At 36.2% G+C, this 23,950-nt stretch carries 23 protein-coding genes; 15 read left to right on the plus strand and 8 right to left on the minus strand.

Features of this window, described 5'->3' with window-relative positions; all coding sequences use genetic code 11:
• The first annotated feature begins 349 nt into the window (after positions 1 to 349).
• The 3 genes from H6F45_RS17650 to H6F45_RS17660 all read left to right on the plus strand — a co-directional run bounded on the left by H6F45_RS17650 (position 350) and on the right by H6F45_RS17660 (position 3,601).
• Positions 350 to 1,693: a protein kinase gene (locus H6F45_RS17650; RefSeq protein ID WP_190347950.1), complete on the plus strand. Its 1,344-nt coding sequence runs from the start codon at positions 350 to 352 to the stop codon at positions 1,691 to 1,693.
• A 1-nt stretch (position 1,694) separates the two neighbouring features.
• A complete protein-coding gene (locus H6F45_RS17655; RefSeq protein ID WP_137669606.1) occupies positions 1,695 to 2,111 on the plus strand; it encodes a deoxyribodipyrimidine photo-lyase in 417 nt (138 codons plus the stop codon).
• Between the two features lie 95 nt (positions 2,112 to 2,206).
• Positions 2,207 to 3,601 carry a TldD/PmbA family protein gene (locus tag H6F45_RS17660; protein ID WP_190347951.1) on the plus strand — a complete coding sequence of 465 codons (1,395 nt, stop codon included), beginning with the start codon at positions 2,207 to 2,209 and terminating at the stop codon, positions 3,599 to 3,601.
• Positions 3,602 to 3,754: 153 nt separating this feature from the next.
• Here H6F45_RS17660 and coaE read toward each other — a convergent pair whose 3' ends face one another.
• From coaE to H6F45_RS17685, 5 genes are all read right to left on the minus strand, one after another.
• Complete coding sequence (gene coaE, locus H6F45_RS17665; protein ID WP_190347952.1) at positions 3,755 to 4,342, minus strand: dephospho-CoA kinase; 588 nt, start codon at positions 4,340 to 4,342, stop codon at positions 3,755 to 3,757.
• 203 nt (positions 4,343 to 4,545) lie between these two features.
• Positions 4,546 to 5,373: a uroporphyrinogen-III synthase gene (locus H6F45_RS27360; RefSeq protein ID WP_347237746.1), complete on the minus strand. Its 828-nt coding sequence runs from the start codon at positions 5,371 to 5,373 to the stop codon at positions 4,546 to 4,548.
• 73 nt (positions 5,374 to 5,446) lie between these two features.
• Positions 5,447 to 6,160 (minus strand): uroporphyrinogen-III C-methyltransferase, encoded by a 714-nt coding sequence (gene cobA, locus H6F45_RS27365; protein WP_190347953.1) that lies wholly within the window; start codon positions 6,158 to 6,160, stop codon positions 5,447 to 5,449.
• A 48-nt stretch (positions 6,161 to 6,208) separates the two neighbouring features.
• A complete protein-coding gene (locus H6F45_RS17680; protein WP_096572252.1) occupies positions 6,209 to 6,670 on the minus strand; it encodes a tetratricopeptide repeat protein in 462 nt (153 codons plus the stop codon).
• Positions 6,671 to 6,701: 31 nt separating this feature from the next.
• On the minus strand, positions 6,702 to 7,643 hold the full coding sequence (locus H6F45_RS17685) for a homogentisate phytyltransferase (protein ID WP_137667217.1): 942 nt from the start codon (positions 7,641 to 7,643) through the stop codon (positions 6,702 to 6,704).
• 23 nt (positions 7,644 to 7,666) lie between these two features.
• Here H6F45_RS17685 and H6F45_RS17690 point away from each other — a divergent pair, with 23 nt between their 5' ends.
• Positions 7,667 to 7,900, plus strand: a complete 234-nt coding sequence (locus H6F45_RS17690) for a hypothetical protein (RefSeq protein ID WP_190347954.1) — start codon at positions 7,667 to 7,669, stop codon at positions 7,898 to 7,900.
• On the opposite strand, the gene H6F45_RS17695 is transcribed toward H6F45_RS17690, so the two are convergent.
• Positions 7,852 to 8,694 (minus strand): methyltransferase domain-containing protein, encoded by an 843-nt coding sequence (locus H6F45_RS17695; RefSeq protein ID WP_096572250.1) that lies wholly within the window; start codon positions 8,692 to 8,694, stop codon positions 7,852 to 7,854. The genes H6F45_RS17690 and H6F45_RS17695 overlap by 49 nt on opposite strands.
• A gap of 114 nt (positions 8,695 to 8,808) precedes the next feature.
• Here H6F45_RS17695 and H6F45_RS17700 point away from each other — a divergent pair, with 114 nt between their 5' ends.
• Complete coding sequence (locus H6F45_RS17700; RefSeq protein ID WP_096572249.1) at positions 8,809 to 10,143, plus strand: TrkH family potassium uptake protein; 1,335 nt, start codon at positions 8,809 to 8,811, stop codon at positions 10,141 to 10,143.
• Between the two features lie 105 nt (positions 10,144 to 10,248).
• A complete protein-coding gene (locus tag H6F45_RS17705; RefSeq protein WP_096572248.1) occupies positions 10,249 to 10,944 on the plus strand; it encodes a TrkA family potassium uptake protein in 696 nt (231 codons plus the stop codon).
• 549 nt (positions 10,945 to 11,493) lie between these two features.
• Here H6F45_RS17705 and H6F45_RS17710 read toward each other — a convergent pair.
• Entirely contained in the window at positions 11,494 to 12,003 is a 510-nt protein-coding gene (locus tag H6F45_RS17710; RefSeq protein WP_096572247.1) for a hypothetical protein, read from the minus strand.
• Positions 12,004 to 12,650: 647 nt separating this feature from the next.
• Here H6F45_RS17710 and H6F45_RS17715 point away from each other — a divergent pair.
• The 3 genes from H6F45_RS17715 (at position 12,651) to H6F45_RS17725 (ending at position 15,175) form a co-directional block, all read left to right on the plus strand.
• Positions 12,651 to 13,178 (plus strand): hypothetical protein, encoded by a 528-nt coding sequence (locus H6F45_RS17715; RefSeq protein WP_137667218.1) that lies wholly within the window; start codon positions 12,651 to 12,653, stop codon positions 13,176 to 13,178.
• Between the two features lie 132 nt (positions 13,179 to 13,310).
• Entirely contained in the window at positions 13,311 to 13,829 is a 519-nt protein-coding gene (locus H6F45_RS17720) for a hypothetical protein (RefSeq protein ID WP_190347955.1), read from the plus strand.
• 308 nt (positions 13,830 to 14,137) lie between these two features.
• On the plus strand, positions 14,138 to 15,175 hold the full coding sequence (locus tag H6F45_RS17725) for a CsgG/HfaB family protein (protein WP_190347956.1): 1,038 nt from the start codon (positions 14,138 to 14,140) through the stop codon (positions 15,173 to 15,175).
• 454 nt (positions 15,176 to 15,629) lie between these two features.
• Here H6F45_RS17725 and H6F45_RS17730 read toward each other — a convergent pair whose 3' ends face one another.
• On the minus strand, positions 15,630 to 15,833 hold the full coding sequence (locus H6F45_RS17730) for a hypothetical protein (RefSeq protein WP_199291034.1): 204 nt from the start codon (positions 15,831 to 15,833) through the stop codon (positions 15,630 to 15,632).
• A 210-nt stretch (positions 15,834 to 16,043) separates the two neighbouring features.
• Here H6F45_RS17730 and H6F45_RS17735 point away from each other — a divergent pair, with 210 nt between their 5' ends.
• The 6 genes from H6F45_RS17735 to H6F45_RS17760 form a co-directional block, all read left to right on the plus strand.
• Positions 16,044 to 16,718 (plus strand): sigma-70 family RNA polymerase sigma factor, encoded by a 675-nt coding sequence (locus tag H6F45_RS17735; RefSeq protein ID WP_190347957.1) that lies wholly within the window; start codon positions 16,044 to 16,046, stop codon positions 16,716 to 16,718.
• Entirely contained in the window at positions 16,711 to 17,637 is a 927-nt protein-coding gene (locus H6F45_RS17740) for a DUF1822 family protein (RefSeq protein WP_190347958.1), read from the plus strand. Before H6F45_RS17735 ends, H6F45_RS17740 begins: the two co-directional genes overlap by 8 nt.
• 12 nt (positions 17,638 to 17,649) lie before the next feature.
• Positions 17,650 to 19,896: a CHAT domain-containing protein gene (locus tag H6F45_RS17745; RefSeq protein WP_137667230.1), complete on the plus strand. Its 2,247-nt coding sequence runs from the start codon at positions 17,650 to 17,652 to the stop codon at positions 19,894 to 19,896.
• 61 nt (positions 19,897 to 19,957) lie between these two features.
• On the plus strand, positions 19,958 to 20,581 hold the full coding sequence (locus tag H6F45_RS17750) for a type II CAAX endopeptidase family protein (protein ID WP_190347959.1): 624 nt from the start codon (positions 19,958 to 19,960) through the stop codon (positions 20,579 to 20,581).
• A 439-nt stretch (positions 20,582 to 21,020) separates the two neighbouring features.
• Positions 21,021 to 21,638: a Uma2 family endonuclease gene (locus tag H6F45_RS17755; RefSeq protein ID WP_190347960.1), complete on the plus strand. Its 618-nt coding sequence runs from the start codon at positions 21,021 to 21,023 to the stop codon at positions 21,636 to 21,638.
• 157 nt (positions 21,639 to 21,795) lie between these two features.
• Positions 21,796 to 23,950, plus strand: a 2,155-nt coding sequence (locus tag H6F45_RS17760; RefSeq protein ID WP_190347961.1) for a glycosyl hydrolase family 18 protein, incomplete at its 3' end; no start/stop codon positions are given.

Consider the following 23,950-nt stretch of genomic DNA (forward strand, 5'->3'; position numbering starts at 1 on the left):
TATCTGTGTGCATTCTTACTAACTTTATTATTTCCTATTATAAACTTTAAATAAAAACTTCAATAACTCAAAACCTGTTATATATGGCGCGGATAGATTTCTAGGCATAACATTAGAGTAGCAAAAACTCAGAACACTGTCAACCCCCCAAGCTGAAATCACCAAAACTCGTTAAATTATTGACATCATTCTCAATAATAATGAGAATAGACCCCCCTTTATTGCCAGAAAAACTTTTTTCTCAAATCACATACAAATAACTCATATTCTCTCTGCGACTCTGCGTGAGCAAAAAAAAGCACAAACCGAATATAATATTGATTGAACCCCAAAATAAACAACCGAAAAAATGCCATCTACCGTTACCCTCACCATTACCACAGGGAAACTATCAGGAAAACAATATATATTCGACAACCGCAGCACTTGTGTTATCGGTAGAAATGATGATTGCAATTTACAAATAGCCGATAATATTGATATGAAAGTTTCCCGTTATCACTGCTTATTAGATATCAACCCCCCAGAAATTAGAATTAGAGATTTAGGCAGTTTAAACGGAACTTATGTAAACGGTAAAATTATCGGACAAAGAAAAGCAGGCCAAACAGCAGAAGCAGCGAAAAATATTGTACTTCCTGAATATAATTTAGGTCATAAAGATCAGGTGCAAATCGGTGATATTCTTTTTAACATATCTGTAAAATCAGAAGTTGAAAAACAGCAAATTCCAGAACTTTCCAACATCCTAGAAAATCAAAAACCCAACTTTTTAGATATTATTAAAAACATCCTCAACCTAGCAAACGCAGGTAATCAAAATCTCAGAGTAATTTCTAACTATCAGATTATAAAATCATTAGGTGAAGGTGGATGTGGAGAGGTATTTTTAGCGCAACATCAAAAAACTAAAAAACTCGTAGCTTTGAAAATCATGTTACCCGCAGTTGCAGCAACAGAACAGGGTGTAAGAATGTTTTTAAGAGAAGTTGAAAATAGCAAATGTTTACAACATCCCAACGTCATCCAATGTTTAGATTACGACTTTGCCGGAAATACCTTTTTCTTTGCAATGGAATATTGCGAAGGTGGGGATGTTTGGGATTTAATGGAAAAATTAGGGGGAAGTTTACCTGTTAATCTTGCTGTTGATATTATTTTACAGGTTCTCGATGGTTTAGAATATGCCCATAATGTGGAAGTTCCCTATGTAAGATTAGCAGATGGAAGATTGGGAAAAGGTAAAGGTTTAGTCCATCGAGATTTAAAACCCAACAATATTTTTATTACTAAAAACAATGGTAAAATGGTAGTGAAAATCGGAGATTATGGTTTAGCCAAAGCTTTTGATTTAGCTGGTTTAAGTGGACAAACTTTTACAGGTACAAAAATGGGAACTCCTGTATTTATGCCTCGTCAACAAGTGTTAGATTTTAAACATTCTTTACCTGAAGTTGATGTTTGGGCAAGTGCAGCTTGTTTATATAATATGTTAACAGGAAAATTTCCCCGTGATTTTGATGGTGATCCTTGGAGTAGTATTTTAAATAATCCTCCTGTACCCATTCGTGAACGAGATAGTAGCATTCCTGAAAAATTAGCACAAGTTATAGATTTAGCTTTAACCGAAAAACCGCAAATTTATTTTCAAACTGCGATAGAATTTAAAGAAGCTTTGTTAAAAACTATCTGATATGAATAAACCAATTATCTGGATCAATGGAGACTGTTTAAGTCCCGAAAACCCCGCTTTACAAGAATATCCCAATACCCCAGCTATTTGGGTTTGGGATGATGCTTTAATCGAAGAATGGCAATTAAGTTTAAAAAGGATAACTTTTATATATGAATGTTTACTGGAATTACCTGTAGAAATTCGTCGGGGAAATGTCGCAGAGGAAATTATTAAATTTGCTCAGGAACATGATGCTAAATTAGTAGTGACTACAGATAGTCCCAGTCCCAAATTTGATGATATTTGTAATCAAATTGAAAAGAAATTGAAATTAGAAATATTTGAAGTTGAACCGTTTTTTGATTATGATGGATTTATTGATTTAAAGAGGTTTTCTCGTTATTGGAAAGTAGCAGAAAAATATGTTTTTGATTAAGTATTCAACTACCTGCTGAATCTGATTTTGAAGATATAGAAAATAAACATAAATAGTTGGAAAATAACTAAAGTTCTTAATCATCCCTAACCAAAATGCCTAAACTCCTTGCTGACATCCAAAATTTACTCTCTGATTTAATCGCTCGCTATTCCTCCCGTGTCGATTATCTCATGATTCGTTTAGAAGAAGCTGAAGGAACAGATATTTTATTGCGTGGTGACAAAGTAGAAACCCTCAGTGAAGGTATTTCTATCGGTGGCCATGTTCGCGCTTGTCATAAAGGTGGCTGGGGTTTAAGTAGTTTCAACCAGTTAGCAACTATCGAACAAAGAATAGAAGAAGCGATCGCTGCTGCTAGGATAGTGGGAGATGAAGAAACCATCCTCGCACCCATTGATCCCATCCAAACAGTATGTAATTTACACCTCACAGGCATTGATCCCCGTACCGTTTCCCTCAAACAAAAAAAAGAATTGTGCGATCGCTACACCGAATTATTAAAAAGCGTTGATTCTCGCATTACCACTACCTCAGTCCGTTATGGTGATAGTTGCCAAAGAGTAATTATTGCTACCTCAGAAGGAACATTAATAGAGCAATCTTGGGTAGATATGGAAATGCGCTTTGCAGCTACAGCAAGAAACGGCGACACCGTACAAACAGGGAGAGAAACCACAGGATCACGGAAAGCTTTTGAAGATTTAGTCAATTTAGATACTCAAGTTAAAAGCGCAGCAGAAAGAGCAGTAACAGCTTTATCCTTACCATCAGTTAAAGGTAACACTTATACCGTCGTCATTGACCCCATACTTACAGGTTTATTTGTTCATGAAGCTTTTGGACATCTTTCCGAAGCAGACATGGCCTATGAAAACCCTGATTTATTGGAGGTTATGACTCTGGGAAGGCGTTTTGGTTCAGAAGAACTGCAAATTTTTGATGGTGCTGCACCCCAAGGTCACAGAGGTAGTTATTTTTACGATGATGAAGGTACACCTGCGACAACTACGCAATTAATCAAAGATGGGGTTTTAGTGGGACGTTTACATTCTCGTGAAACTGCGGGTAAATTAGGCGAAGCACCCACAGGTAACGCTCGTTGTTTAGATTATCACTACTCACCCATTGTAAGGATGACAAATACCTGGATAGAAAGAGGTAAAACCCCAGTAGCAGATTTATTCACAGATATCAAAGAAGGAGTATATGCACGTAACTGGTTAGGTGGGATGACAAACGGGGAAATGTTCACCTTTAGCGCGGGTGAAGCGTGGATGATTAGAAATGGCAAAATAGCTGAACCTGTAAAAGATGTTACACTATCCGGTAATGTTTTTCAAACCCTAGCAGATATTGAAGCTATAGGTGATGATTTTTACTGGGATGAATCCGGTGGATGTGGTAAAGGTGGACAAAACGGTTTACCTGTGGGTTGTGGTGGTCCTTCTTTGCGTATTCGGGATGTAGTGGTAGGGGGAGAAAGTTAACTAATTGATAATTGACAATTGACAATTGATAATTGTTTAATTCCATGTTTAAAATCTCCCCTTTCCAGGGGAGAAAAGCCAAAAATCCCGCTTTTTCAAGACTCTGACTTTCAAAGAGAGGTAATTGTCCATTATTGAATCATATTCATGATATTATATTTTCATCACTTTATCTATCTGTTGTAAAAGCGATTCTAAAGTAGAAGAATTATCTAAAACAAAATCCGCACGGGCAATTTTTTCTGATAATGGTAATTGACTATTAATTCTTGCTGCTGCTTGTTCATTTGTTAAATTATTCCTTTGAATTAATCTTTGTTTTTGCTGTGCTTCTGAACAAGAAACAACCCAAATTTCACCAACTAAATTTTCTAAACCTGCTTCAAATAATAGGGGAATAACTAATACTAAAGTAGTTGCAGATGATTCATTAATAGTTTTTAAAAACCAATTTCTCACATAGGGATGAATAACATTTTCTACCCAAATACGTTCTTCTGGTTGATGAAAAATAATTTCTCCCAATTTAGCACGATTTAAGTTACCATCTGCTAATAAAATTTCTGATTTACCATAACGTTGGGCAATTTGTGAGAGTATGGGAGAACCTACAGATACAGCATCTCTAGCATAAACATCTGCATCTAAAATCGGTAAATTATAAGCAGTAGCTAAATAATTAGCCACTGTACTTTTACCTGTAGCTATACCACCTGTTAAACCGATTAGTCTTTTAGTCATTAGATATTAAGCTGTTACACAGCTAAATTGTATAATCCTAATATTCTGAACTCTTGTTTAACAGGCAAGATGCCTGTTCCACTTATACAAATTAAATGCACAACAGCTTATTAGTCATTAGATGTTAGTTATTAGATGTTAGTCATTAGTTAGTTATTAATTTATTATATTTACCCAATCACCAATCAATCACCAATCACCAATCACTTATGCGCCCATTGAATAATTGCTTTGAGTAAACCTTCAGCAGTGTATTCTTCTGCTTCTATATCAACTCTACCAAATAAATCAAAACAAGTTTTAGTTGTTTGGGGACCGATGGAAGCTATGCAAGTTTTATCTAGATAATGTGTAATTCCTTCTGGAAATTTCGTTGTTGTTAATAGACAGAAAAATTGTACAGTTTTGGAACTAGCAAAGGTAATTACATCTAAAGAGTGGTTTTGCAAAGCTTTTTCTGCTGCTGGGGGAATAGTTTGAGGACAGAAAGATTCATAAGCGGGAACTTCTCTGACTTCTGCACCCTGAGAAGTTAATTCTTGGACTAAAACTTGTCTTCCTCCGCTTTCCACTCTGGGAAATAAAATCTTTTTACCTGCTAAATTTTCAGGAAAGTTAATAACTAAAGAGTCAGCGATAAAGTGAGGAGGAATAAAATCTGGTTGAATATCGTGTTTTGCCAGACTTTGGGCGGTTTTTTGACCCACAACAGCAATTTTTACCTTAGCTAAGGCGCTTTTATTTTTAGCTTTAGCTTGAAGTCTCTCAAAAAAGTAATCTACACCGTTAGTGGAGGTGAAAATTAACCAGTTGAAAGTTGATAACTGAGATATTGCCTCATCTAAAGCTCTCCAACTGGTAGGAGGTCCAATTTCTAAAGCTGGTAGTTCAATAACTGTAGCACCTTCGGCAGTCAGGCGATCGCTAAATTGGCTAGACTGTCCCACAGAACGGGTAACGAGAATGGTTTTCCCTGCGAGGGGAAAAGTAGGAGGATGGGGGGATGGGGAGATAGGTATATTACTATGCACGATTTTATAGTTGTAAGAGGAGCAGTTTAGCAATTTATGTTTAGCAATTTATAATATTCTATATTTTTTCATATTATAGGAACTTCCTTAATCCTACAACTTCACCAATAACAATTACAGATGGGGATAAATATAAACCCGTAGTTTTTGTCAAAATATTACCTAGTTCACCTGTCCAGACTTCTTGACTGGGAGTTCCTGCCCAACGGATGATAGCAATGGGTGTGGATTGCGACTTTCCATATCTTAGCAGTTGATGGACAATCTCCGCCAGATTTTTTCCCCCCATCAAAATTACTAAAGTTTCTAATCTTGATAATGCTTCCCAGTCTAAAACCTCTGGTTCGTGTGCTGTTAACACTGCAAAACAGCGACTGAGTACGGTATCTGTGAGGGGTATTCCTGCTAATAAAGGTGCTGCTAAAGCTGAAGAAATTCCTGGTATGACTTCATACTCACAACCCGCAGATTTTAACGCTTCTATTTCTGAAATACAACGTCCAAAAATAAACGGATCACCTGATTTCAGTCTAACAACTTGTTTCCCTTCCCGGCAATACTTCACCAATAAACTGTTAATTTCTCCTTGGGGAGTGCTAGGTTTACCTCCGCGTTTACCCACATCTAATTTTAAACAATTTGGTGGTACACATTCTAATAATTCCTTATCTACTAAAGCATCATAAATTAAAACCTCAGCAGATGCCAAGAGACGAAAAGCTTTCACTGTTAAATATGCCACGTCTCCAGGGCCTGCACCAACGATGTAAACTTTTTTTTTGGTCATTGGTAATTGGTAATTGGTAATTAATTATTTACTGTCACCTGTCACCTGTCACCTATTACCTATCTCTTTGAGAATTTTCTCGATAGTTGCTGCTTTTTGCGGTTGACGTTGTTTCTGAAATAGTGCTTTTGATGTTTGTAAATTTTGGAGTGCTTCTGCTTTTTCGTCTTGCAATAATTGAATATTTGCTAACCTTAAATAAGCATCAGGATTTTTGGGACTGCGAGTAATTACATCATTAAATACTTCCTTAGCTTCTTCAATTTTTCCTTGATGGTTTAACAAATCACCTAATAACAACCTCACTACATCATTAGTAGAATTTATTGCTATTACTTGCCGAAAAGCTGCTTCTGCACCTGCATAGTCTTTTGCTTGAAAAAGATTAACTCCTTTTTGAAATAAATTTGAGGTTATTAATGTTTTAACGGCAAAATAAATCAGAAAGCTGATACTAACAGTGACTGAAGAAATTGCAATTATATTACTCAGTTGTGAATTTTCTAACATCATTGTAAATCCCTGTAAATCCCTGGTCTAACTAAGCTAAAATAGCAGCAATAGGAAAAATGAGATATTCTATAAAAAACAGTTTCCAGATAAACTGATAAAATTGAGCAATTTCGCTTTTGTTTTGCAAGTCCACTTTTTGACTTTTTCTCCAGATTAAAACTAAGGGTATAAGATGACTAATAAAGAGAAATATAGGATTCACTTCAGCTAATCTGAATATACCCACAAACATCATCCCTAGATAACAAACTGTTAATACCCAAAGGGCGAGTTTAAATACTTTTCTTTGTCCTAATTGTATAGTAAAAGTGGTAATATTATAAAGTTTGTCTCCTTCTAGATCGGGAATATCTTTAAAGATGGCGATCGCAAATGTAAACACCAAGATAAACGCTGTCAAAACCCACACCGCACTGGGTATACCTTGGCTTCTTTGGAATAACCAACTAAAATGTAAAAACAGTCCTAAATTAACAATAGTTCCCCGCACGGAAAAAATACACAAAGCTGCCCAAAAAGGAAACTGTTTTAAACGAATAGGTGGTAAAGAATAAGCAGTACCAATTAATAAACTTATCCCCACCATTCCCAACAAATATGGTCCATTTAGCCAAGCTACAACCAAAGCTAAAATACCAGTAATAACAACTATTAAAGTTCCTTGTTCTCTAGAAAATTCTCCTGAAGCTAAAGGTAAATGAGGTTTATTAATTTTGTCAATATCTACATCTTGTAATTGATTCAAACCAACAATATAGATATTACCAGCAATACAAGCTAACCAAGTTCCGAAAATCTGCCCTAAATGAACTACAGAAAAACTTGTAGAAGTGACACCAAGGGTCAGTAAATATAAACCGAAAACACTTAAACTTGTGCCAATAATAGTATGTGGACGGGAAAACTTCCAAAAAGCATAAAGCCGACTTCCTGGAAAAATAGGTGAATTTTGTTGAAAAAATTGATTCATTACTCGATTTTAGATTTTAGATTTTGGATTTTACCGCAGGGCATAGGGAACAGGGGAGAAAAAGGTTTTTCCCAGTCACCAATCACCAGTCACCAATCACCAGTCACCAATCACCAGTCACCAATCACCAGTCACCAATCACCAGTCACCAATCACCAGTCACCAATCACCAATCACCAGTCACCAATCACCAGTCACCAATCACCAGTCACCTCTTCCCACACAACAACCCAAACCGAATCAAACCCCGTTCATAACCCCGACTCATCAACCCCAAAGAAAGCGCCCCTTGAATTGTACTCCAACCCGAAAAAAGTAACCCAAAAAATGCTTGAGGAGTAAAAGCAGAATCAATCACAAAATTCCAAAAAGGTGCAACAGCAGTGGACCAATCAGCGGTGCGAACGTTGTTTAATGGTAATTGATGAGCGATCGCCTCATACTCTGGCAAGGAAATTACATAGGGTAAACAATAAACCCGATAAATGTCCTGTAAATGCTTTTGTTCATCAGCAGTCAAAGGTGAAACATCCGTAGGACGATGACACCATGTCACCATAATCAAAGTACCACCAGGCTTTAACACCCGATAACACTCTTGCAGAAACTTGGTTTTATTTGGCATATGTTCGCCACTTTCTAAAGACCACACCAGGTCAAAAGAAGCATCAGCAAAAGGCATTTCTTGGGCATTGGCAACCAGGAAATTACTCCTAGAACCCAAATTAGCCTCCAAGGCTCTTTCCTTGGCTCTAGCGGCTTGTACAGGGCTAAGTGTGATTCCTGTGGACTTAGCATTAAACTTTTGCGCTAAGTATAAAGAACTGCCACCAATCCCACAACCCACATCGAGGATATTCTCTGCATCCTTGACACCTGACCAGTTCAGCAGTTCTTCGATTAAATCAATTTGTGCCTGACGACGGTCTTTTTGCTGCTTACCATCTGCACCATAATAGCCGTGGTGCATATGTTCTCCCCAAATTTGTTCCCATAGTCCAGAGGAAGCATCATAAAAGTCTTGAATTTGCTTATAAAGTGTTGTACTCATGAATCAACTAGATGAAGATCAAGCCTAAGTAAAAAAAATATATTTTTAGGCTACCATTTATGTTTTTAATTAGATAAGGCAATTTTGCTTTTATAGGAAAATTTGGAATTACTTATGACTGTTGCTCGTACAATCTGCTTAGGATTTCTGACTGTTATCCTGGCAGGAACTATCCTATTAATGATGCCTTTTTCCACTAGCAATGGTACCTGGAATGACCCCATTGTAGCACTATTCACCTCAACCTCCGCAGTTTGTGTTACAGGTTTAGCTGTAGTTGATACTGGTACTGGTTTTTCCTTTTGGGGTCAATTGTTTATTGTCATGCTAGTACAAATTGGTGGTTTAGGATACATGACAACTACCACCTTTTTGATTTTATTAATTGGCAAAAGATTTGATCTGAGGCAAAAATTAGCGATTCAACAAGCTTTAGACCGCCCAGGAATGAGTGGTAGTACCCAAATTATCCGCTCTATCATTGCTACAACTCTGATTTTTGAAATTACGGGAATATTTTTGTTATTGCCAGCTTTTGTTAAAGATTTTGGTTGGGATCAAGGACTTTGGTTATCAATATTTCACAGTATCAATTCTTTTAATAATGCAGGTTTTAGCCTATTCAAAGACAATTTAATAGGCTATCAAACCTCTATCTTAGTAGTTTTCACTGTTACAGGCTTAATTATTTTTGGAGGCATTGGTTATCAGGTTATTTTAGATATGTATTTTTGGTTTCGTGATAGATGCTTAAAGAAACCTCATGCCATAGTATTCTCTCTTGACTTTAAAGTAGCAACCAGTACGACTCTACTGCTTTTAGTTGTGGGAACAATTGCTTTTTTGTTCATAGAAATGAGAAATCCTGAAACCTTTGGTAATTTTAGTTTTCCTGAGCAATTATTATTAGCTTGGTTTCAATCTGTTACCCCTAGAACCGCTGGATTTAACACTGTTGATATTGGTAAAATGACTGATGCCGGGTTATTTATTACCATTGCTTTAATGTTTATTGGTGCCAGTCCTGGTGGTACAGGAGGAGGTATAAAAACCACGACTTTAAGAGTTCTCACTAGTTGTACAAGGGCAATCCTCCAAGGGAAAGAGGAAGTTTTACTGTATGAGCGTAAGATAGCAATATCACTGATTTTAAAAGCTGTAGGTGTAGTTTTTGGTTCTCTAGCTACAGTGATTGGCGCAACGATTTTAATTAGTATTACAGATCCGAAATTAGAGTTTATTCAAATTCTTTTTGAGGTGGTATCAGCATTTGGTACAGTGGGTTTATCCACAGGAATAACAGCAGGTGTTTCCACTGGAGCAAAAATAATTTTAATTGTCACTATGTACATTGGTAGAGTCGGTGTTTTATTATTAATGTCAGCTATATTAGGTGATCCTCGTCTGAGTAGAGTTCACTATCCTGAAGAAAATTTACTTGTTGGTTAATGGGTGATTGGTGATTAGTGATTGGTGATTGGGTGAAAATAACTAATAACTAATAACTAATGACTAATAACTAATGACAACGGAAAACTGACAACTTACAAAATTATGAATCTTTCATCATTAAAATTTTTTCGCAGTTTACGGCACGATAATCAGCAATTTGCTGTAATTGGGTTAGGTCGTTTTGGTCGTTCTGTTTGTGCAACACTGCACAGTTTAGGTTATCAAGTTTTGGCTACTGATGTGGATGAAAAGCGAGTTGCTGAAGCTTTAAATGATCAAATAGTCGGTCATGCAGTGCAACTAGACTCTACTGAACCTGCTGCACTCAAAGAAGCTGGTATTTTTGAATTTGATACAGTAATTGTGGCTATTGGTAATTACATTCAAGAAAGTATTATCACCACTCTTAATGTTAAAGAAGCTGGTGTACCTCATGTAGTTGCAAAAGCTTCTAGTGAAGTTCACCGCAAGCTATTAAAACGAGTGGGAGCAGATCATGTAGTTTTCCCAGAATATGAAGCTGGTTGTGCTTTAGCAAGAACTCTCACTAGACCATCTATTTTAGATCGCTTTGACCTCGATCCAGATCATAGCATTGTTGAAGTAATTGTCCCTGATGAATTTCACGGTAAAACTGTTGCAGAAATTCAACTGAGAAACCGTTATGGTTTAAATTTGTTAGCAGTAAGTCAGGATGGTAAATTTAAGATTAATCCTGATCCCACTAAGCGTTTAGAACGTGGTTCAGCTATGGTGGTAATTGGTTGCAATAAAGATATTAATCGTTTACCAATTTAGGTGACTGGGGACTGGTAACTGGGGACTGGGTAATCAATTTTATGTTTTTTAATCAGCTATTAACCCAAGTTGCTAGTTATGGGGAAGAGCGATAGCTACGCTGCACTTCGTGAACGCTAGGGTGAAGTTTGGGAAATAAATGGGTCAATAAAGTAATAACCCACATTCCGCACTTCATAAAGTAGCATAATTAAACTACATTGACGGTCAATTAAAACTTATGGTTTGAACAATTACGTATCAGTGGAAAACAAAATTATGAACACACAAAGTTGAGCTTTTATTTGTGTTTAAAAGCTGTTTCAACAATAATATTTAATTCAAGGTGTGCAATCAGTTATCAAAAAGATAACCAATGAAATCGTCAAACCAGAGAGAACAACTAAGATAATAAATAATATTTTTGGCAAGTAGCAGGTAGGAATTGCAAGATATGACAATGCGACTCCGTTAAATTAAGAATTCGTTGAAATCCTTGTATCATTAAAAGATGAATCCCTTGAAAACATTGAAATATCCATCTTAATGTGGGAGATTCTGTGGGTTTATTCAATTGATTTTTAACTGTGGATTTTTGTGCCTGCCACAAGAGTTTTGCTGTTGTGTAATTAACTCCTGATTTTCTCTTAATTTACATTTCACTCTATAAACTGTTGTTTTTCCTTTATTGGTTTCAGTAATTCGAGGGTCTGATATTTGATGATATTTTAATTTGGTTGTTATTTCTTTGACTTTTAATTCGGTCAAAGATTTATCTGTAAATTCTTCCTGTTCTAATTTCGCTATTTGTTTGTTAGCTTTTAATAACTCTTCTTGGATTTTTTTGTCTAGTTTATTTAAGTCTGCTTTTTTTCTTTCTGCACTTTCTACTAATAACCATCTTTGCTCTATTCCTCCATAAGATACTTTCTCTTCGAGATAGCTATGGTTGGTGAGCGCAGTCGAACCATAACCCTTTATTTTACAGGCTTTCAGGTCTTTATTTATAAAGGCTTTTACTCTTATCTTGGCTTTTTTAATGGATAATGGTACTCGACTTATCCATTTCATGTTTGACATTAATTTTAAATTACTTTCGCTCCATTTCTTCTTTTTGGTAATTCATATTTCTTGGCATTTTTATTTAATTCAGTCTTATTCTCTCATTTTTTTCCTGAATTTATTATCAATGCCCTATGAATTTCTCTTTAGTAGTCAAATGTAAATTAACGTCTATATTTTTACTGTCTTAATTGCGTATTTATATTTAAGTCTTTATGCTGCTTATAATACTTGTATATGTACTACAATTTGAAGTGCGGAATGTGGGATCAAAGAGCGATAGCGAAGCGCTGCTGCAAGCAGTTCGCTCCTAGTTCAATTTATTGAAGTTAATGTTTTTTGTATAAAAATCATAAACTTAAACAATCTATGAATTTAATATAAGCCCATATTTGCTAAATTTGACTGAAATAAATAAATTGCTGTTAGTTGTTAGTGAAATAATGTGGTGCGATCGCTTTATTTGGCTTTACTTAGTTCTACTTAGGAGATACTGAATAAACCTAAAACCCAGATGAATCAAAGATTAGAGGTATTTAAAAAAAATTTCCTCACTATTTGCAACACAGGACAAACAGTGAGCGTATATAAAGTAAGCCTATTTTGGTAACTCCTGTGCTGGCTAGAAACCTCAGAAGATTTACTTACAAAGTTTTGGAGTCAAAATGTCAAATGTAATGCAATATACTGAAACATCAGAAGTGTTGGGTATTCCCATAATACTGAAGATGTTAATGCAGAATGAAAATGAATTTACTATCATTGCTATCAAAGATGATGGTGAATTTCACAAGCTGTTCACGTACATGGCGGATATTGATGCTTTACAAGCAGATAAAGCAGAAGTGAGTAAATTGGCTGATGATTATGCACGGCAAGTCAATAAAATACTGAAAGGGGTTATTTTAATTTCAGATGGTGTTGTTTGGTTTGTTACAAATGTAATGGATTTTATCTCATCCATGTTTGGAGGTTTAGCAGGATTTGGATTAATTGGAATTGCATTTGTTCTTGGGATCATGTTAACGGTAGCAGCTCTTTGGATTTATGCTTTTTTTATCATTGGTCCGTTGATGGCTATTTCATTTATTCTCAAAGCTTGGTTAAACAGTAAGAGGGAAAAAGCTATCAAGCAACTTTCTCGAAATTCCTTGGAATTTGCTAGAAGATGTAAAGTTGATTTGGATTTGTAATAAATCTGGGAAAGTCGGCAAATTCTTAATACCTAATGTTTTGATACAGGAACAAAAATCAAAACAGTTTGGGGACAAACAGTTTGCATTTAGATAACAGATAATACCTCACAAAAATTATTGGAGAAAAAAATGAAAAACTTGTTTATCAATTTCACAATCACAACTGCATTAATTACATCAATATCACCCTTAGCATTTGCATCACCCAAACCAGAATCTAAACTTCCTTCAGGTGCTTATTATACCCCAGGAACTATGTTTAATAACTCTAGGAGAGAGATTTTAAATCGTCATGGAAAAATTTGCATCAAAATAGTTGATGGACCACCTAATAACTATCGTGGACGAGAAGAAATTATGATTAGTAGCGTATCAAATCGAGGAGGTAAACTTTACATTGATGGGAATAATCAGGAAATCCAGGTAATGAATGTTAGAGAATTACCAGAGTATGAATTTTTAAGCAAATATTCTACTGTTTTAGCTGCATTCAGTGATAATGTTTCTAGTGGTTGGGGATTATTAGCAGGAAATAACTCTGATTCTCGCAGTACTCCAGCGCAAAATAAGAGAATGCAGGAATGTATAAATACTAAAGGTAATTATGTCCGTAAAATCAAAGGTAGAATGCTGCAAGGACAATTTTAGATAATTCTCTTGGATTACCAGCGTTTTTGGCTCGACCTGTACAGGAGTCAGGAGGAAGTTGTCACAATCTTGAAATTTTTTTACCTTTTTGCAACACCGAGTGAATCTGGTTCGTATATAGATTGTGAACAGTATTTAGTATTTACATCTAGTTCAGCAATTTACTTTATCACTCATCAAACATTCATTTCACAGGAATTGGAAATTATGGTTAATACAGTGAAAATTGATTGATTTTTCAAGATTACAACCAGGGTTTTACAACTGACCTGAGTATTGCTTTATATTCGCTTAACAAGGATAAATAGATGAATCAAATTCGTTGCTGTAGAAATACGACTTTAGTGTTTAGCTTATATTTGCCCGTGATTACCTCATGTTTAATTCTCAGTTCAGGAATTTTTGAGGGTAAAGAGGCTAATGCAAATGAAATACCAAAAATTGCCCAAAGTAATAATTCCTCAAGAAACTTTAGATTGGCAAGTAAAGAAAAAGTGAGAATTGCCGTTCTTGATTTTGATTTCAGCAGTGTTAGCAACCCTAATCTGTTATCTATTTTACAAGGAGGAAGCAAGGGTGTAAGTGATATCCTAGTCAACAGATTAGTCAAAGATGGTAATTTTTCTGTCATTGAACGCAGTCAAATAGACGCTATTTTGAGGGAACAAAATTTCGGTGATTCTGGACGAGTTGATGCTGGTACTGCGGCTCAAATTGGTAAGATTTTAGGTGTAGAAGCAGTTATAATTGGCTCAGTAACTCAATTTGACCTTCAACAACGGCGCTCTGGAGGAGGATTTTTAGGATTCGGAGCAGCATCTACTGATACAGATGCTTACGTCAAATTGAATATCCGGGTAGTGAATACTACTACATCAGAAATATTATTTGTTGCCGAAGGTAATGGTAATGATAGTCAGTCAGATACTCAAGTTAGAGTTGGTCCATTTGGTGGAGGTTCAGTAACAGTTAATGAAAGTAAGTTATTAACAAAGGCAACAGAGAAAGCCATCGAGCAAGTCGTTACGGAATTAAATAATAAATCAACAGATTTAGCATCTTTGCCAAAATCTTTACCAAGTGTCACCGCTACCGTAGCTGATGCCACAGGAAATACTGTGATTTTAAACAAAGGTAAATCTGATGGTTATCGAGTGGGAATGAAGTTATCAATTGAAAGGGTAACAAAACAAGTTAAAGACCCCACTACAGGTAAAGTTATTCGCAATGTTACTCAACCAATTGGCATAATTGAATTAGTTGAGGTAGATGCTACATCTAGCGTTGGCAAAATTACTAGTGGTGGAAAATTTAAAGTCGGAGATATTGCTAAACCGACTCAATAGATATCTGAAGGACGGAACATGGTTGCGTATTCATGACAGCCTGAGCGAATGGACAAGATCAGACTCAAAATTAGTTTGTAGGGGTAATTCATGTAGCTTGCTTCCCGAAGGGCATTACCCCTACTTTCGGTCTTTTTTGCGTAAGTCCTGAATAATGTTGAAAATGTGATGATAGTAATGTGTAAGAGGCGATCGCTTTTTGGTTGGTTGAATCAACAAAACCCAATATCAACCCAAATTATTCCATCTCTAAAAATTGTCTAACTAACAATAATATTGGTAAGCTGTTGTGCATTTAATTTATATAAGGTTAACAGGCAAGATGCCTGTTCCACAAGACTTAAGAATATTAAGATTATACAGTTTAGCTGCATAACAGCTTATCTAAGACATATTTAGGGAGATTATTCATTCAGAATTGTCTCCAAAATTTCTGGTGTCAAGTCTCTGGAAACTACTCTATCGCTACTTCGGCTTCGCTCAGTACAAGAATTTCATCCATCAATTTACCAAGAAAATCAACTTCCTCATTCAGATCCTCTCGTAAAAATAAACTAACCAGCGTTGCCAAAGATTGCTTTTTCCGTTCTGTTGCTTTTTGATAGGCTTGAGCAACTTTAGGACTCACTTTGATTGTAATTTCTTCACTAATCTGCATAGTCAAGACTTGTTGATAGTATTTATACTATTATATCGGATCAGCGCGATCGCTGCGATCGCTCTCCAAAAAACTATAAACAAATACAAAAAAAACAAATACAAAAAAATATAAATAAATATTTGCAACACGAGTTAATTATTCTTCGTATAAATAATAGTAGAGATTATTCTATACTTAATGATGTTCTTACTAAAATGTCATAAGTGTATGAATGATCTAAACCTCCACCTGCAAATCCTCGTCAAGGAAGCTTGCAAGTACCCCAAAGACACCCGCCAGCACCGTCAAGCAATTAACGGTTTACTGCGATCGCTTCTCAAATCAGGACGTATTTGGAGGCCATCAGCAGGGAATGACAACAACGAGGATATTTATGAAGAAGCATTACAAAAAACTCTGGTTGATTTATCTAGTAAAACATTATGTGAGAAGTATGATCCAGATCGGGGATTATTTCTACACTGGTTTAACAGGTGTCTAATAAATAAGTACAGAGATGAAATAAGAACAGTCAACGGTTATAAAAATCGCATACAGTCTGTCTTACAAAATGATGAAATATCTATTGATCCATTAGAGCAAAGAGTTTCTCCTATAGATGCGACTTTACTCATTGCAACTTGGGAATCATTTAAGCAATGGATTATAGAAGATCCTGATAATGTTCTCAAAGATTGTCACATCAGAGATAACCCAAAAGCTAACTGTCAATTATTTGCTGAACTGAACCGTATCCAAGGAAAAAAATGGCAAGAAATAGCTGATGAAGTTGGATCACCGCAGGGTTCGCTGAGATCCCATTGGAATAGAAAATGTGAACCATTACTGCAAAAATGGTTAGCAGAAAATCAAAAATTATTTGGAGAAGAAAACAATGAATGATAAACTAAATAAACTAAATGTATTACATGATTTAGCTATTACCTTTCCCATTACTGCATCCTTTCGCCACCAAGCTAGAACTTATGCAGCACAATATTTTACACCAAATATACAACAAAGAATTTATTTGAATACCTTGGCTGTATTTGTTGCTGATGCTTATTTTCAGATACTTGGTTTTCAGACTAATCTAAATCGGACAGAAAGATGGAATGTCATTCAACGTTTATGGAGTGAAGCTAACGAATTAGAATTATTAGGATTAGGTAATTTAGAATGTTGTGTCATTAAAAAAGAACAGGAAAAAATTATTTTACCATCTGATATTATTAGTAATAACATCGGCTATTTATTTATAGAAATTGCTGATTCAGAAAAAGAAGCCCTATTGCTGGGTTTTTTACCTGCTTTTGATACTAAACATGAAGAATTAGAAATAACAGATTTACAATCTATGGATGCTCTGATTGATTATTTATCTGAGAAAGAAACATCTTTACCAGTAGAAACAGCAGAAATTGATGAGATATCCCTAGAATTTACAGAAAAAAAAATTACTTATTTAAGAAATTGGTTGAATAATATTTATGAGGGAGATTGGCAACCTGCAACGCGGAATCTGAGAAATGCTATCTGCAATAAAAATATCTCCCTAGCAGGACAAATATTTAAAATGCAGCTTTCCATTTCCCAACCCAGTGAGGAATTAGTTAATGTTATAGTCACTATTCAAAGTGAAAATACTTTTTTACCTATAGGTATGCAAGTGAGTGTACCAGATGAATCACATACACATACAGAAACAGTAAATAAATCTGGTGATTTGATATCTATACCCCTAGAATTATCTCCAGGTGAGGAATTTTGGGTAGAGTTACGGATAGGAGAAAGTTTTATTAGAGAATATTTCATTGCTTAAAAAGGAGTGTTTATGACTTGGAAAATCTCCTTTAAAATTGGTGGTAGGGTGCAAATCAATAATTCTGAAGTTTTACCTGTCACTCTTGCTATTTATGATCAATATGGACAAATAGAAGAACTGGTTTCTTTTCTTTCTCCTCTACCAAAATCTTTATCAAATAAGTTTAAAGATTGGCAAGATTATATTGGTTTACAAGGCGATCGCAAAGTTGTTAAAAACCAGGAAAATCGCACTTTTGGGGTAATTAATCTCACAGAATTAGCTAATTCTTTGAAAGCAGAATTAAACCAATGGTTAGGTAGGGATGGTTGGGTTGATGAAAATGGACAACCAGATCCTCGTGTAAGTTTGGTTTTGGAACAATTTAGGGAGAAAATAAGTCAAAAAGATGAAGTTCAAATTATTGTTCAAACAGAAGATAGACAATTACGGGGACTTCCTTGGCAAGAATGGGACACTTTAGCAGGGTATACTAGCAATGGGGTAGAAGTTGCCATTAGTGCGACTAATTTTAAACGGTTGACACAAAAACAAACAGCACAATTAAAAGCAACTGCTCGGATATTGGTAGTATTTGGTGATGAAAAACTTAATTTTGCAGAAGAAATCAGTTTTATTAAAAGTTTGCGGCGACATGGTGGCGATCCTCATATCCTCAGACAACCTACACGCAAACAGTTAGAAGAAAAATTACAAGATAGTCAAGGTTGGCATATTTTCTTTTTTGCTGGCCATAGTGAAAGCGATCGCAATGGACGTATTGGACGGATTCAAATTAATCCCGCCGATGGGGAAGAAGGCATTATTGAAATTGCCGAGTTAAGAGATTTGTTAACAGGTGCAATTCAGAAAAAATTACAAATAGCTATTTTTAATTCTTGTGATGGTTTGGGATTAGCAAATCAATTAACTGAGCTATCTTTGCCTTATTGTATTGTCATGCGCGAAAGAGTTGAATCTGCCGTAGCTAGAGAATTATTAAGGTATTTTTTAGAGGCATTTGTACAAGATCGCTCTTTATTTGCGGCAATGAATTATGCCCGTCAACAGTTACAAAAAAAATTTGAACCTGGTAAAAGTTGGCTACCTGTAATTGTTGCTAACCCCTTAGCTAAAGAAGTAACTTGGAATCGTTTATTTTCTGAAAGAAGGTTATCTTGGCAATGGGAAATGGTTTTAGGATTGATAGCGATCGCTATGCTAATTTGTCTACCTGTGGGCATATTCACCGAGTTTAATGGACGGGAAACTTTAACACTTTACGCTCAACTTTACCCCCATATTATCATTTATCCTTCCCTGTTTCTTTGGATGTCTTTATTTGCAGCTTATAGAGTGCATTGTATGATTCGGGTACAAACTCGCTCTTTTTTAATTTTAACATTGGTGACAATTTTTATTACTTTGGGGGCGTTGTTTTTCGAGATTAATGGCGATCGCATGATGTTTTTAGAATTTAATTCCCAAGCGATGACAACAATTAAATCTGAGAAACTAAAAACACTGTATTTAGATTGGGAAACTTCAGAATCACAGATCAAAAGTATTCCCCAAAACCTTTTTAATATTAATCAAGCTTTTGACAAACAAGGCAATTTAATTATCAAAAAATCCGCATTAGAATCAGCCATTAAACGACTAAAAAAAAGTAATAATAAAAAAGGATTTCAAGGACTTTTAAGAATTGCCACATCCTATCAAGTTTGGCAACAAAATCATCAATATTTTTCCCTAAGTAGATCGTTTTACATTCTCAATTTTCTCAGTATTGTTGCTTGTGGTGTTCAACTTGTAGCACTGGTGTCAAATATTCTTTTTGCTCCAGATTCCATCTTTAATAAAAATAAATACCTCACTTATCTGATTATTTGTGAGTTAGGTATTCTCCTATGGTTGCCTTTTCAAAGCTATAGTATAGAACATACCAAAAGTCTCTTATTTTCCTCTGATTTCCGAGGTACTCTAGCTGGAATTAATGTGATTACTTATGCGATTATTGCCATTTTATTTTTCACTACTATTAGCAGTATATACAAAAGTGCTACCCAAAAATATCAGCCTATTTTATTGTCATTCTTATTAGGTAGTTTAGGTTTTACTGTGTTAAGTAGTATTTTTGGTGTTTCTATGATTGATCACTTGTTTGGAATGAATAGCACCAATCCTTTAACTCCTTGGTTTGCCAGTATCGTGTTTTTTGCTCCTTTATTTTTCTTACTTGTTCGTTGGATTGATTTGCGAGTAAGTGATGATTAAATATCAGATCCCCATAATATCCCTTAATTCCCCTTTGCGTCTTTGCGTGAGATAAAAAAATATGGTTCATTTACCTAAAAATAAGCAACTTGTTCAAGAACGACAAAAAGTAATTCTGATTGTATTTTTGATATACATTCTACCAATTTTACTTGTATTTTTAGAAGTAATTCCCTTTTCCTGGCGGTTTTATGTGCTAATTTTGGCAGCTATAGTCGTAGTAGCGATCGCCTATTTATACCGATTTTCTCCTGTAGAATTAGGATTTACAAATAATAACTTAAAAAAATCTTTGACAGCGATCGCTTTACCAACATTAATCTTTACTGCGTTCATGTTTATTTATTATTTAACTCATGGATCACGGTTAGATAACTCAGCATATCAATGGCTATTTTACCTTTTCTTTGTGGGTGTATCTTCTCCCATCCAAGAGTTTTTATATCGGGGGTTTTTATTTGCTATTTTTAAGAGAGCAAAATTTGCAACTTGGGTACAAATTATACTCTCTAGCTTACTTTACAGTTTTGTACATCTGATTTATAAAGATATACCGACGCTGGTATTTACATTAATTATAGGTATAATTTGGGGCTGGAACTACGCAAAGTTTCGTAATTTATATAGTATTATTATTAGTCATTCCTTACTGGGAGCGATCGCTATTCTGGTGGGTTTAGTATAGGTGAGGACTTACGCAAAACAGAATGAAAGTAACCGTGCCAAAATTTCCTTCTGTGACAATATCTAGAAAACTGGTTTCTTCACGAAACTTGTTTTCTGGACTTCAGCCTTTCGGTAACTGATTCAAGCGATCGCGTTTGCGTCTAGTTGTTATAATTCAAAAACAGGCTATAATGTTAGTAAAAAATGTTAGTAAAACAACATTAATCTCTAAGGTTTATCAATGACTCAAATATTGATAAAAATTCCAGACGAATTAATAAGTTGATGTGCAGCTAAACTGTATAATCAAAAACCTGAAGTTACAGTAGCACAAGCATCTTCCTTGTATTGATTATTCAAGTTAAAGGCACAACAGCTTACCTCCAAGGGATTGTAAAATAGTGGGCGTTTTGTCATCGCCAACCAATAACGCCGAAAACAGAAAGGTAGGTAAAATTATGGTTCAAGCCTTACCTAAAACCAAGCTAGTAACCTTTGAGGAGTTTGCCCAATGGAAACCAGAAGGGGGACAGTATGAACTGCATGATGGGGTAATTATTGAGATGTCACAGCCTACAGGAGATCATGAAGATGTTGTCGGTTTTTTGGCACTAGAAATATCTGCCGATATCAAGCGATTACATCTTCCCTACTTCATTCCCAAAACTGCTCTTGTCAAACCACCTGAAAATGAATCCGGTTATTCACCAGATATATTGGTGGTCAGTCGCCCCAATCTTGTGAATGAACCACTGTGGAAAAAACAATCTACAGTTACTCAGGGCGCGTCAATCCCCTTGGTGATTGAGGTGGTTAGCACTAATTGGCGTGATGACTATTTCACCAAACTGGGACAATACGAAGCCGTAGGTATTCCAGAATACTGGATAGTAGACTACGCTGCATTCGGAGGTAGGCGTTTTCTTGGCAATCCTAAGCAACCAGCTATCTCGATTTACTCGTTAGTTGAGGGGGAATATCAAGTTAGTCAGTTTAGAGGTCATGACCGGATAATTTCGTCAACATTCCCAGATGTGTCCTTAACTGCTAACCAGATTTTTCAAGCTGGTACTTAGCATCGCTATTCTCGATGTAGGGGTAATTCATGAATTACCCCTACATGAATTACTCTACACAAGGGTCAGGTTTTCATATTTGATAAATTAGTCCATATTATACACATTTGTGAATATTTCTAATATCCTTTTATTACTGAGATACAGGATTTTAGTCATGGCAGAATCTACCAAAACTGTTGTTTTCATTGATCCTAACGTTGCAGACTGGCAGAGTTTAGTTGATGGTGTCGAACCGGGTTCACTCGTGTTTATTCTTGACCCCAGACGAGACGGCATTAGGCAAATTACCGATAAATTAGCAGCACTTACAGACGTTGATAGCCTTCAAATTATCTCTCACGGTGGAGAGGGTAGTTTATCGCTGGGTTCAACTGTGCTGAACTCAGCAAACCTCAATGGTTATAGTTCACAATTGCAGCAGTGGGGTCAATCTCTCACTACCACAGGAGACATTCTGCTGTATGGTTGTGACGTGGCTGGGGGGGTTATTGGTAAAGCTTTTGTCCAGCAAATTAGTCAACTGACTGGGGCAGATGTAGCTGCATCTGATGACTGGACTGGTAGTGCTGCATTGGGTGGAGATTGGTTGTTAGAATATGCGACTGGATTAATTGAAGCGCCTCTAGCTTTGCAAGTTGAGGCAATGGAGGCTTATACTGCTGTTTTACCAAATTATGTCGTAGGTGGATATTACACAAACTGGAGTACATACGAACGTAATTTTCAGGTACAAGATATTCCTGCGGATAAACTTACCCATGTTTTCTACGCCTTTACAAAAATAGAAAATGGAGAAGTAGCACTCACAGATCCTTGGGCTGATATAGAACAGACATTTGGTGGAAAATATACTTGGCAACAGTCACAGGCAGGACTAGCGGGTAATTTGGCTGAACTCAAAGCCTTAAAACAAAATAATCCTAATCTGAAAACCATGATGTCTGTTGGAGGTTGGACACTTTCTAGTCCCTTCTCTGACGCTGCTTTAACCGACTCTTCACGTACCAAATTCGCAACTTCTGCGGTGCAGTTAATGGTTAAATATGGTTTTGATGGATTGGATATTGATTGGGAATACCCTGTTGGTGGAGGAGAAGCAGGAAATATCAACCGTCCAGAAGATAAACAGAATTACACTTTATTGCTACAAACATTACGGCAAGAGTTAAATAAACAACAAGCTATAGATGGGAAACAATATCAGCTTACCGTTGCTTCTCCAGCTAGTTCTTCGACTATGGCTAATTTTGAGTTAGCACAAATCTCCCAATACATCGATTTCTTCAATCTGATGGCCTATGATTATCATGGCTCTACGTTTGAATCAACCACTAACCATAATGCTCCTTTATATGCCGGCTTCGGGCAGCAATCTATAGACTCTACCATACAGGGTTATCTGAATGCGGGGGTTGCAGCGGAAGATATAGTTCTAGGCGCACCTGCTTATGGATATGGTTGGGCTGGTGTACCTAATATAAAAAACGGATTATTACAGTCATCTAGTGGTAAGGCTAGTGGAACTTGGGCAACTGGTGTTTATGATTATAAAGATTTGTATAATAAACTCCAAACTCAACCAAGTGTGTATACCCGTTACTGGGATGATATTGCAAAAGTTCCCTATATTTACAGTCCTACCGACCAGGGTGGAATGTTTAGTTCCTACGAAGATAGTCAGTCAATTGGCATCAAGACTAACTATATCAAAGACAAAGGGTTAGGAGGGATGTTCTTTTGGGATCTTTCTAGTGATCTAGTCGGAAATCATAATGATTCGTTAGTTAATAACGCTTACAAATATTTAACTTTGGGTCAAAATTTCGGTGGTTCTCCCACCATCACCCTAGCGGTATCACCCAGTAGCGTCTTAGAAAACGGACCTAACAACCTGATTTACACCTTCACCCGTACAGGAGCAACAACCAACTCCTTAACCGTTAACTATAGCATCGCCGGTACTGCTGGCAGTAGCGACTATACAGGTGCAACACCAGGAACAGGAAAAACCATCACCTTTGCTGCCGGTGCAAGTACAGCCACTTTAACTATTGACCCCACAGGTGATAGCACTCCAGAAAGCGATGAAACCGTTGCTTTAACTCTCGCTTCAGGAACAGGTTATACCATTGGTACAAATACCGCCGTCACGGGAACTATTACTAATGATGATGTTGTTTTACCCACCATCACCCTAGCGGTATCACCCAGTAGCGTCTTAGAAAACGGACCTAACAACCTGATTTACACCTTCACCCGTACAGGAGCAACAACCAACTCCTTAACCGTTAACTATAGCATCGCCGGTA

Source organism: Sphaerospermopsis sp. FACHB-1194, from assembly GCF_014696235.1.
In the GTDB taxonomy this organism is placed as follows: Bacteria; Cyanobacteriota; Cyanobacteriia; order Cyanobacteriales; family Nostocaceae; genus Sphaerospermopsis; species Sphaerospermopsis kisseleviana.